This is a genomic window from Leptotrichia wadei, from assembly GCF_007990445.1.
Classification (GTDB): domain Bacteria; phylum Fusobacteriota; class Fusobacteriia; order Fusobacteriales; family Leptotrichiaceae; genus Leptotrichia; species Leptotrichia wadei_A.
Genome location: NZ_AP019841.1, coordinates 1,398,800 through 1,407,791 on the forward strand (window position 1 = coordinate 1,398,800; position 8,992 = coordinate 1,407,791).

Below are 8,992 nucleotides of genomic sequence, written 5' to 3' on the forward strand. Positions count from 1 at the left end.
AATTTTTTTTGAAAATTTCATTGCGTTAATGCAAGAAAAAATTCAGGAATCGAGGGAGGAGGTGTGAGATGAAAATAAAAAACTATGGATAAAGATTATATCCATAGTGGCTGAATTTTGGATTAATATACTGCTGTTTCATATACCTGTAAGATTTAAGAGGTTTTTCTTTGTAAATATTTACAAAATAGTGATGGCGAGTATATTAATCGTTTTAGGAATTATAACGTATTTTATTTTAAAATTCTTAATATAAATTTATAAATCTAAGAAGTGAAGGAGATTTAGCGTATTGAGATGAAAATAAGAGTTAAGAAAGGAGAGAAATGAAAGATATAATAGCATTGATAATTTCTATGATAATTTATCATTTTTTTCAGGAAAAAATTAAAAAGATAGTGATGTATTCACTACCTTTTGCAATGTTGTATTTATTGATTAAATCAATTTTGTACGTTACTTTTTAGAAAGCTTTCTAAAAATAAAAGAAATAAAAGCAGGAGTTCCAATAGAAAAAGTAAGCTCAGCAAATTTCTTTGGAGTTTTATATTCCAAAACGATAACACCAAAAGATTTTAAAACTTCAACAATCCATTTGAGAACTTCTAATAAAACAGGCTCTAAAGCAGGAACAAATGTCGCATATGGTGCAAGCCAAAGAAAAATATAACTTGCAAATCCTAAATAAACAGAAATATTTTCAGGAATTTCCAAGTTTTGAAATATCCTGATATATTCATTTAATCGAGGTTTCAAAAAAATAACTGGAAAATTTTCGATAACAACTTCAAATTCCTCTTCTTGAGTAGAATTGTAAGCACCGATAGCTGAACTTATAATATTGTTCCAATTATACGTTTTTGAATAAACTTCAGAATAATTTTTTATAATTTGCAATTGGGAATCCATTATTTGAATCGGCATTTGAATATTCAAATTACTATAATAAACTTTTTCCCTGAACTCGTTTATTTTTGGATAGTTGTCAAATATTTGCTGCATTCTTTGGACGCTTGGGTAATTCATCATTAATTGCATTTTTTGGATATTAGGATTATTCAGCAATTTTGAAGGCTTTCAGGTAAAGGCATAAAAAGTACCCCCTTTCTTTTAGGATGTTAGCACTCAATTTAAGATATTGCTAACACAGAAAGTATATCATAGTAAATTATAAATTTCAAGGAGGATAAATGTTTAAAGAATTTTTAGAGAAATGTCTGAGATATGAAAATTTGTATATCTTAGAAGAAACAGGGAATAGGGAAAAGATTAAGAGGGTTAGCAAGAGGCACGGAAAAGTAACAGGAGCAAGTATATTATTATTTGATTCCAGGACAAAAAGAACGACAGTAAACGAAATATACTTTAACAGTCAGGGATATTTCATAATAAGGGGATCAGAAAAAGATTGAGACTGGGAAAATTTAATTAACAAAAAAAGCACTCCGAAGAGTGCTAGAAAATAAAAGATACTATATATTGTGTTTATTATAACATAGTATGTTTAAAAACACAATATATAGGGAGAGGGAAAAGATGAGATTTTCAACATATTTAAACAATGCGAAATGTATGGAGTGGCAAATAAAAGCTACTCAAGGAATTTTATTTTCTTTGCTTTACGAGGCACCTGCTTGGGCAAAAGAAGAAATTATTGAGAATAAAACATATTATTTTGTATCAAGAAATTTGATATTAGATGAACTGCCAATGTTTTTTGAAAAGTCTGATACTGTTTACAGAAATTTGAAAGCACTACAAGAAAAAGGACTTATTGAATATATTAAACAAGGTAAAAAGGATTTAATAAGAATTACTGCAAAAGGTAAAACTTGGAATGAATTTAAAGAAAATAATTCGGAAAAAAATCCGTCTTTTGAAGAAAACTCGGAAAAAAATCCGAATAATCTCGGAAAAAAATCCGAAAAAGAGTCAAAAAACTCGGAAAAAAATCCGACAAATAATAATACTATATATAATTATAATAATACTAATATATTAAATAATATATATAGTTCGGTGATAGATTATTTGAACAGAAAAACAGAACGTACAGGAAAAGAAAAATATAGTTCAACATCACCTAAAACACAAAAACTAATAAAAGCAAGGCTAAGAGAAAAATATGAGCTGGAAGACTTTAAAACCGTTATAGACAAGAAGTGCAAAGAATGGCTAGGCACAGATATGGAGAAATATTTGCGTCCAGAAACGCTTTTTGGAAACAAGTTTGAGAGTTATTTAAAACAAAAAACAGGAGGAAATAACAATGGAAACACAAGGAATAAGAGAAGCTATACAGGAAATGCTGAGAAAAAAGGGTTTGACAAGCACAATGATTATAAGCCAGACTACTCAAAGGGATTCGATGACTGGAATTAGTGCTCCAAGTGTATCAGCTAGTATTTTTAAAGAGAAAGAAATTGAAAAATATATGGGCTTATCAAAATTAATGGAACAGGATTGGCATAAGAGATTTGAAAATGCAGAAGTCAAATCAACCAAGGAAATGGAATTTAAAAAGTCATTTGAGAAGTATTGCAAAAACTTTGAAATAATCAAACAAAAAGGGCTTGGGATATTAATGAGCGGTAATCCTGGAACTGGCAAAACTTATTATACAACTTGCATAATGAATGTTTTGAATCAAAAATATCTTGTTTACAAGACAACTTTATCTGATTTGCTAGAAGAAATCAGAAAAAGCTATAAAAGTTTTGAAAATGAGAATGATGATTTTTTATTCAGCAGATTATCCAAAGCGGAATTGATAATTTTTGATGACCTGGGAAATGAATTTTTAAGCGACTGGGGAAAAGAAAAAATGTTTATGATCCTGAATTTCATTTATGAGAACAATAAGCCTCTAATAATAAACACAAATTTAGATGCTAAGCAATTATCAAGTTTTTTTAACATAAACGGCAGCGATAAATTATTAGACAGAATCCGCAGTAAATGTAAAACATATATTTTTAGCTGGGAAAGCCGAAGAAAAGATTTATACAAAAAAGACTTTGAGGAATTATATTAGGAGGAATAATGGATAAAATAAATCAATTGGAAGGTAAAGTAATATGTTTTAAAGGTCTTCCAGAAGATTTTTTTGAACAGACAGAAAAACTAAAAAAAATATTTGAAGAAAAAAATATGAAAAAAGAAGAATTGGTTTTTATTTTAGAAACATTGGAATTGCAAGAAATAAAAGCAGAAAAAAGTGTTGAACAAAGATCTTTGATTTATAAAGAAATTTTATTTTTAATTTTTTTATCAATAGTGATTGCTATTATTACAACAATCACTATATTGTTAGTAAGAAAATTACTTATTCTTTAATATTTTTATTAAATCAAAAATAAAATCTTTAAGTTTGTTATTAAAAATGCTGAAACGAGATTTTTTTAAAATTTTTTTTGATAAATTTGATAAAAAATAGAATTCTGTTTCGACATAGGAGATTTTACCAAAAGAATTTTTGTGTTTTTTATATAATCTACAAATATATGGGACACCAAAAATTGAAATATCATTAATTTGAATACTATCAAATTTTTCGAGATTTTCCAATCGAAAAGATGTATCAAATTTATATTCTGGAAATTTCTTGAAAATTTTATGTCGTGGAACAACTTCATATTTATTAATAAATTTTAAAATCTTTATATCAATATTGTCTATGAAAAACACCCCTTTCTGTATAAAATTATTGTCGCTAATATTATATCACAAAGGGAGAATATATAGAATGGTGGAGAAAATGATGAAAGTCAAGATGAAATAAAATAAGGAGGAAATAAAAAATGCTAAAAGAAAATGTAAAAGCAAAAGTAATAGTGATAGATTTTAATGACCGCAAAGGGTGGAAATTGTATCACAACGAGGACTTATATGGAAACACAGAGATTGCAGATGACAGATTCTGGAACGATGTGCAGGAGGGGTATTACAAGTTCAGCAAGGGGACAACTTTAATTGCTGATATTAAATGCCCCTGGAAAATTGAAGAGCCTTTAAAAATTCTGAAGGTACATGAGGTGATTTATGGTGATTAGGTTGGAATTACCAGTTTACTGGAACGTAAATAAAAAACAGCAGACACTTATCGGTATGAACTGGTATCAAAGAGCAAACGGATTTCAAATTAATGAAGTCAAGAAAGCGTATCACGAATTAATCAGATTGAAGCTACTCAGCAACAAAGAAAAAATAAAAGGAAGCTATCAAGTAAGGTATAAATATTTTTATAAAAATGATAATTCTGATTTAAAAAACGTAACATCTGTTATTGATAAATTTTTTAACGATGCCTTGCAGGAACTTGGGATTGTTAAAAATGACAATGTAAAATATTTTAAAGAATCAATTGACCGAGTTGGTGGAATGGATAAGAAAAATCCGAGAGTTGAAATAGAAGTGGAGGAAATAAAAAAATGATAAATGCAGAAATATTAGATTTAAAAAAAATGGATATAAGATATTTGGAGAAAATGAAAAAACTTGTCAAGGAGTTCTATGTGGCTTTTGGACAAGAGAAATATCTGAACAAGGAAGTATATAGAGCAACAAGCATTGAGCGGATGAAATTAAGAAATAGATTGTTTGATGAAGAACTAAAGGAATTTTTAGAAGCTGAGACAGATGTAGAGAAATTAGATGCTATTTGTGATATGTATTATATAGCGATAGGCACAACACTTGAACTAGGGGCATACGGCAACCAGTTTTTTGTAATTGATTATTACAAACAAAGAACTTGGTTTAACGATGAACTAATTTTGGAAGCATTCGAGGAAGTCCACAGAAGCAATATGTCAAAACTTGAAAATGGAGAAGCTGTTTTCAGGGAAGATGGAAAGATAATAAAAGGTAAAAATTATTTTAGACCTAATTTGAAACAATTTATTGAATAAAAAATAGGAGGAATATTAATGAACGAATTAATAAACATAGAAGCTAAAAATACATTGACAAGTTTAGAAGTGGCGGAAATAACAGGAAAAGATCACAAAAGTATTTTAAGAGATATCAGGGATGAAATAGATAAATTGGGAGAAGAAAGAGGTCGGCTCATTTTGTGCCGACTGAATATACGGATAATTTTAACAGAAAACAGCCTGCCTTTTTATTAAATTACAAAGGTGTCTTGCAGCTTGGAGCAAGATATAATGCTGAAACAAGGTTTAAGCTTATCGAAAAAATCGAACAGCTTCAAAAACCAATGACAGTAGAAGATATGATCATATTGCAGGCAAATGAAATGAAGAGCGTTAAGCATAGAATTGACATCGTGGAAAACAAAGTTGATAACGAGATAAGAATAGATCATACAGAACAAAGAAAGTTACAAAAAGCAGTATCTATAAGAGTATTTCAAAGACTTGACGTAGTAGATGCAGAAAGAAAATTAATGTTTTCAGCAATATACAGAGATTTGAAAGACAGATTTGGAGTTGCGAGTTACCGTGATGTGAAGAGAAAAGATTTGAAAAATGCCTTACTGTATGTTCAGAACTGGATAGAAAAAGCAGAATTGAGGAATTGAGATGGATGAAAAAGAGAAAACATTTAAAAGAATAAAAGAAAAGATATTATGCAATACAGAAATGAACAACCGTGATATTGAATTTGCAAAACTTAATGCCAATTTATTTAAGGGTATTAAATTTATTAAAAAAAGGAAGGCTAAAAATAAATGGCTTACACAGAAATCGACAGAGAAAATAAGAAAATAAGGCTTTTTTATCCAACTAACAAGCCAGCAAAGAGGATAAAAGAGTGGCAGGAAGAACTGAAAGGATATGATATAGAGATAATACCACAGAACACTATAACAGATGACCAGATGAAACTTTGCTATGTCCTATTTGACCAGTTCGCAAATTCAAAAGGCTGGGGTTTGGATTATACAAAAAACTATTTCAAAGCCCTGTTCGGAACAGTATACGAAATAAGTAACTTCAGCCTGTCACCGATGAAAAAGAATGCCTTGACTTTGGAACAGGCGACAAACTTTATACAGTTTATAATTGAGTTTGCAATAGAGCAAGATGTAAATTTGTATATATTAGATTCAAAGGATAAAAGAGCAAGGCACATAAGGGAAATAGTGCCAGATATACAGAGATACGTTATAAGTTGTTTGAGAAAAAGAATATGCTGTGTATGCGGAAGACCTCATAATGAATACAATACAGTCGACTTGGAGCATTACGATAATGTAAATGAAATTGGTGGCTATGAGTTCGATACAGGATTAGAAACAAGATTTTTGAGCTTATGTAGACATCACCATACGGAGATACATAACATTCCTAAGCAGGAATTTTTGGAGAAATACCATCTAGAGCCTGTTTACTTGAACGAAAGATTGGTTTATGAGCTTTTAGAAGTTTATCCCAATCACTTTAAGTTATTTAGAAAGAGGCTTAAAGATGGGTATTATAGAGGGATTATTAAGGAGGAAAAATAATGGAAATATTATATAAAATAACAGGAGTGATCTTTTCAGTTTCTATTATGGCATTTTCGATATTGTTTATGACAGCTTGCTTTAATAGTGCTATTTATGAATACAAGGAGGCAAAAAACAAAACAAGTTACTTGCTTTCACTATATATTACACTTTTAATTTCAGGTACTTTAATATTTTTAGCAGCAGTAGGAATAAAAGTAATAGTGTTAGCGTAGTTCAGTAGAAAAAGGTTAGGAAGAAAAATAAAAAAAGGAGAAAGTATGAAAAATAAGGATAGAATGCAGTTTAATTTAAAAAACTGGGAAAAACGTGGTTTCTTTGGAAATCTTTGGAGTAAAATGATAAAAGAGCAACTTTTGAGAAGATATTAAATAAAGACAAGTATAAAAAGAAATGAGGAAATAAAATGAAACTTATTGAATTATATGGAATAAAGATAAAAGAATTAACTGAAATATTGAAAGATGAAAGAGTAAGAAAATTTGAAATAAAAGAACACACAAATTACATAGATTATTTCATTATATCGTTTGAGTTAAATTATGAAAAGAAAATACAGTTTGATATACGTTTAAGTGATATGAAAGATTATCAAAGTTGGGATTTATCAATAGAAGAAATAAGTTCTCAATTTGATAAAAAATTTACAAAATTAAAAGAATACTTAGAAAGCAAAAATAAAGGTGAGCTTAAAGAACTAGAGAATAAAATATCTGAGTATGAAGCAGAACTTAAAAAGGCAAAAGAGCAATATGATAAAATAAACGATTATGGTGAGAACTTATAAAGTTAGGAGGAATAAATGGCAGAAAAAACAATATTAGACGGAATAATTTTGAAAATAGACAACGGTTATCCGTTGTTGCAAGTTGAATACAAAACACTTCTTGAAAAACTTCCTATCATAAAAAAGGAAGAAAGTGTTGGAGATTGGCATAGTGGAACAATAAATTATAGAAATGTTAAAAAAGAATACTATGTGGTAGGAAATTCAGAAAAAGGTTATTTTTGGTTTTATCACGCTAAAAGTGAATGGGTTGTAGATGGATATTTTGATATTAAAAGAGTTCAAAGAAAATCTGAACAAGTCACAGAAACAAGAGTTTGGTATGAATAAAAAAAGAAAGGAAATTAAAATGAAGAAATTATTATTAGGAATTGTAATTTTAGGATCGTTAGGAAGTTGTGCAAGATGGGAAGACAGTCGAAAAGATTGGAAAAGCGATACAAGTGGATTAAAAAGAATTGTAAGGGTTTATACTCTTGATGGGAAAGTCTTAAAAGAATATAAAGGAATGATAAGGGTAAGAGATTCAAATAAGAGTGGAAGAATATCGTTAAATTTAATAAACGAAAACAATCGTAGAGTTACAATTGACAATGCAATCGTGATAACAGAGGAGGAATAAATGGAAATAATAATGAGAATGATAAGTGGACTAATTACATTAACGGCTGTATTAGCGCTGGTAAGATACATCTATGGATTAGTTATTGTATATAAAAACAAGGCAAAGAGATTCAGATTCAATATAAGCAATGTAATAATATTTTTAGTTGCTACAATAATAAATTTATTCGTGATTTATGGATTGATTTGGATTATAAGTTTTTTTTCGATTAGAGTATAAAGAGGTATAATTAATTATAATAAAAAGGTATTTAAGGAGGATAAAGAATGAATAATTTAATAGCAGATGAAGTGTTTATTTTAAGAAAAAATTTGAACCGAGTTAATAGTGAAATAGAAGAAATAGAAAGAGATTTTGAAATAAAATATCCAAACTCGGTGGTAATAATTAATTCTGAATTAAATGATTTATATAAAAAAAGAAATCGTTTAAGTACAACTTTAGCAGAAATTGAAAGAATATTCGGTCCTGGTCAAATTAAGATAGTAGTTTGGAAACATAGCGATTAAAGTGTAGAACGAAGAAAATGGAAATTTATAGAGAAAAGGATGTTGAAAATGCAAGAGTTTATTTTTAAAAAAATGAATGAATGGGAATTTTTAAAATTAAAAAATAAAAGAGAAAGTTTAAAATTTGAATTAAGAGAAATAAATCAAAAGATACAAAGAGAAGAGGAAATAAGGGAAAGAATAGAAGTAAAGGAGCAGTTAAGAGATGTTGAAATAAAGAAAGTATCAAATATTTTAAAAGTTTTAAACGCAAGAGGAGAATACGAAAATATTTTTTTAGATTGTAAACATGAGGATTACGAAATAGAACTAAAAAGAGTGTTGAAACAATATTTAGATTTTTTAGAATATTACTTATAAATACTTGAAAATATTGATAAAATAAGGTATAATAAGGAGGTAAAATGGATAAAAAATATGAAACCTTAATTGAAGATGATGTTGAAGTTAAATATTTACTTGACGATATTTTGGCTTTAAAAAAAACAAAGAAAGAATGTGAAATACGAATTGTTTTCAACAAAGGTAAACTTAATAAAAAAAGATATATAGTGAGAAGTTTATATCGTTAAATTACAATTGAATAGGCAAGACTATAG

At 28.3% G+C, this 8,992-nt stretch carries 20 protein-coding genes; 19 read left to right on the forward strand and 1 reads right to left on the reverse strand.

Going from position 1 to position 8,992, the window contains the following annotated elements; translation table 11 throughout:
- Positions 1-456: 456 nt before the first annotated feature.
- On the reverse strand, positions 457-1,029 hold the full coding sequence (locus FVE74_RS06615) for a hypothetical protein (protein ID WP_147003786.1): 573 nt from the start codon (positions 1,027-1,029) through the stop codon (positions 457-459).
- Between the two features lie 161 nt (positions 1,030-1,190).
- On the opposite strand from FVE74_RS06615, the gene FVE74_RS06620 reads away from it, so the two are divergent.
- The 19 genes from FVE74_RS06620 (at position 1,191) to FVE74_RS11525 (ending at position 8,965) form a co-directional block, all read left to right on the forward strand.
- Positions 1,191-1,412 (forward strand): hypothetical protein, encoded by a 222-nt coding sequence (locus FVE74_RS06620; protein ID WP_147003787.1) that lies wholly within the window; start codon positions 1,191-1,193, stop codon positions 1,410-1,412.
- A gap of 124 nt (positions 1,413-1,536) precedes the next feature.
- Positions 1,537-2,382 (forward strand): conserved phage C-terminal domain-containing protein, encoded by an 846-nt coding sequence (locus FVE74_RS06625; protein ID WP_197735148.1) that lies wholly within the window; start codon positions 1,537-1,539, stop codon positions 2,380-2,382.
- Positions 2,270-3,034: an ATP-binding protein gene (locus FVE74_RS06630; protein ID WP_232053894.1), complete on the forward strand. Its 765-nt coding sequence runs from the start codon at positions 2,270-2,272 to the stop codon at positions 3,032-3,034. The genes FVE74_RS06625 and FVE74_RS06630 overlap by 113 nt, the downstream gene beginning before the upstream one ends.
- An 8-nt stretch (positions 3,035-3,042) precedes the next feature.
- Positions 3,043-3,336 (forward strand): hypothetical protein, encoded by a 294-nt coding sequence (locus tag FVE74_RS06635; RefSeq protein ID WP_147003788.1) that lies wholly within the window; start codon positions 3,043-3,045, stop codon positions 3,334-3,336.
- Positions 3,337-3,800: 464 nt separating this feature from the next.
- Positions 3,801-4,052, forward strand: coding sequence for a hypothetical protein (locus FVE74_RS06640; RefSeq protein WP_147003789.1), 252 nt, complete (start codon positions 3,801-3,803; stop codon positions 4,050-4,052).
- Complete coding sequence (locus tag FVE74_RS06645) at positions 4,042-4,434, forward strand: hypothetical protein (protein ID WP_147003790.1); 393 nt, start codon at positions 4,042-4,044, stop codon at positions 4,432-4,434. Before FVE74_RS06640 ends, FVE74_RS06645 begins: the two co-directional genes overlap by 11 nt.
- Positions 4,431-4,910 carry a nucleoside triphosphate pyrophosphohydrolase family protein gene (locus FVE74_RS06650; RefSeq protein ID WP_197735149.1) on the forward strand — a complete coding sequence of 160 codons (480 nt, stop codon included), beginning with the start codon at positions 4,431-4,433 and terminating at the stop codon, positions 4,908-4,910. Before FVE74_RS06645 ends, FVE74_RS06650 begins: the two co-directional genes overlap by 4 nt.
- 18 nt (positions 4,911-4,928) lie before the next feature.
- Entirely contained in the window at positions 4,929-5,129 is a 201-nt protein-coding gene (locus FVE74_RS06655) for a Rha family transcriptional regulator (protein WP_147003791.1), read from the forward strand.
- The gene (locus tag FVE74_RS06660; RefSeq protein ID WP_147003792.1) at positions 5,075-5,542 is read left to right on the forward strand and encodes an ORF6C domain-containing protein; all 468 of its coding nucleotides are present in this window, start codon (positions 5,075-5,077) and stop codon (positions 5,540-5,542) included. The genes FVE74_RS06655 and FVE74_RS06660 overlap by 55 nt, the downstream gene beginning before the upstream one ends.
- Position 5,543: 1 nt before the next feature.
- Complete coding sequence (locus FVE74_RS06665) at positions 5,544-5,732, forward strand: hypothetical protein (RefSeq protein WP_147003793.1); 189 nt, start codon at positions 5,544-5,546, stop codon at positions 5,730-5,732.
- Positions 5,693-6,469 (forward strand): putative HNHc nuclease, encoded by a 777-nt coding sequence (locus FVE74_RS06670; RefSeq protein ID WP_147003794.1) that lies wholly within the window; start codon positions 5,693-5,695, stop codon positions 6,467-6,469. Before FVE74_RS06665 ends, FVE74_RS06670 begins: the two co-directional genes overlap by 40 nt.
- Complete coding sequence (locus tag FVE74_RS06675) at positions 6,469-6,687, forward strand: hypothetical protein (RefSeq protein ID WP_147003795.1); 219 nt, start codon at positions 6,469-6,471, stop codon at positions 6,685-6,687. Before FVE74_RS06670 ends, FVE74_RS06675 begins: the two co-directional genes overlap by 1 nt.
- Before the next feature lie 191 nt (positions 6,688-6,878).
- Positions 6,879-7,259, forward strand: a complete 381-nt coding sequence (locus FVE74_RS06680; protein ID WP_147003796.1) for a hypothetical protein — start codon at positions 6,879-6,881, stop codon at positions 7,257-7,259.
- A gap of 15 nt (positions 7,260-7,274) precedes the next feature.
- Positions 7,275-7,589, forward strand: a complete 315-nt coding sequence (locus FVE74_RS06685) for a hypothetical protein (protein ID WP_147003797.1) — start codon at positions 7,275-7,277, stop codon at positions 7,587-7,589.
- 19 nt (positions 7,590-7,608) lie between these two features.
- Complete coding sequence (locus FVE74_RS06690; protein ID WP_147003798.1) at positions 7,609-7,881, forward strand: DUF5052 domain-containing protein; 273 nt, start codon at positions 7,609-7,611, stop codon at positions 7,879-7,881.
- Entirely contained in the window at positions 7,882-8,103 is a 222-nt protein-coding gene (locus FVE74_RS06695) for a hypothetical protein (RefSeq protein ID WP_147003799.1), read from the forward strand.
- 47 nt (positions 8,104-8,150) lie between these two features.
- Positions 8,151-8,393: a hypothetical protein gene (locus FVE74_RS06700; protein ID WP_147003800.1), complete on the forward strand. Its 243-nt coding sequence runs from the start codon at positions 8,151-8,153 to the stop codon at positions 8,391-8,393.
- Between the two features lie 39 nt (positions 8,394-8,432).
- Entirely contained in the window at positions 8,433-8,753 is a 321-nt protein-coding gene (locus tag FVE74_RS06705; RefSeq protein ID WP_147003801.1) for a hypothetical protein, read from the forward strand.
- Positions 8,754-8,797: 44 nt separating this feature from the next.
- A complete protein-coding gene (locus tag FVE74_RS11525; protein ID WP_172617450.1) occupies positions 8,798-8,965 on the forward strand; it encodes a hypothetical protein in 168 nt (55 codons plus the stop codon).
- Positions 8,966-8,992 lie beyond the last annotated feature (27 nt).

Coding starts and splice junctions, on each gene's coding strand:
- FVE74_RS06615 (WP_147003786.1), bottom strand. CDS start 1,029: ATGATGAATTACCCAAGCGTCCAAAGAATGCAGCAAATATTTGACAAC.
- FVE74_RS06620 (WP_147003787.1), top strand. CDS start 1,191: ATGTTTAAAGAATTTTTAGAGAAATGTCTGAGATATGAAAATTTGTAT.
- FVE74_RS06625 (WP_197735148.1), top strand. CDS start 1,537: ATGAGATTTTCAACATATTTAAACAATGCGAAATGTATGGAGTGGCAA.
- FVE74_RS06630 (WP_232053894.1), top strand. CDS start 2,270: ATGGAAACACAAGGAATAAGAGAAGCTATACAGGAAATGCTGAGAAAA.
- FVE74_RS06635 (WP_147003788.1), top strand. CDS start 3,043: ATGGATAAAATAAATCAATTGGAAGGTAAAGTAATATGTTTTAAAGGT.
- FVE74_RS06640 (WP_147003789.1), top strand. CDS start 3,801: ATGCTAAAAGAAAATGTAAAAGCAAAAGTAATAGTGATAGATTTTAAT.
- FVE74_RS06645 (WP_147003790.1), top strand. CDS start 4,042: ATGGTGATTAGGTTGGAATTACCAGTTTACTGGAACGTAAATAAAAAA.
- FVE74_RS06650 (WP_197735149.1), top strand. CDS start 4,431: ATGATAAATGCAGAAATATTAGATTTAAAAAAAATGGATATAAGATAT.
- FVE74_RS06655 (WP_147003791.1), top strand. CDS start 4,929: ATGAACGAATTAATAAACATAGAAGCTAAAAATACATTGACAAGTTTA.
- FVE74_RS06665 (WP_147003793.1), top strand. CDS start 5,544: ATGGATGAAAAAGAGAAAACATTTAAAAGAATAAAAGAAAAGATATTA.
- FVE74_RS06670 (WP_147003794.1), top strand. CDS start 5,693: ATGGCTTACACAGAAATCGACAGAGAAAATAAGAAAATAAGGCTTTTT.
- FVE74_RS06675 (WP_147003795.1), top strand. CDS start 6,469: ATGGAAATATTATATAAAATAACAGGAGTGATCTTTTCAGTTTCTATT.
- FVE74_RS06680 (WP_147003796.1), top strand. CDS start 6,879: ATGAAACTTATTGAATTATATGGAATAAAGATAAAAGAATTAACTGAA.
- FVE74_RS06685 (WP_147003797.1), top strand. CDS start 7,275: ATGGCAGAAAAAACAATATTAGACGGAATAATTTTGAAAATAGACAAC.
- FVE74_RS06690 (WP_147003798.1), top strand. CDS start 7,609: ATGAAGAAATTATTATTAGGAATTGTAATTTTAGGATCGTTAGGAAGT.
- FVE74_RS06695 (WP_147003799.1), top strand. CDS start 7,882: ATGGAAATAATAATGAGAATGATAAGTGGACTAATTACATTAACGGCT.
- FVE74_RS06700 (WP_147003800.1), top strand. CDS start 8,151: ATGAATAATTTAATAGCAGATGAAGTGTTTATTTTAAGAAAAAATTTG.
- FVE74_RS06705 (WP_147003801.1), top strand. CDS start 8,433: ATGTTGAAAATGCAAGAGTTTATTTTTAAAAAAATGAATGAATGGGAA.
- FVE74_RS11525 (WP_172617450.1), top strand. CDS start 8,798: ATGGATAAAAAATATGAAACCTTAATTGAAGATGATGTTGAAGTTAAA.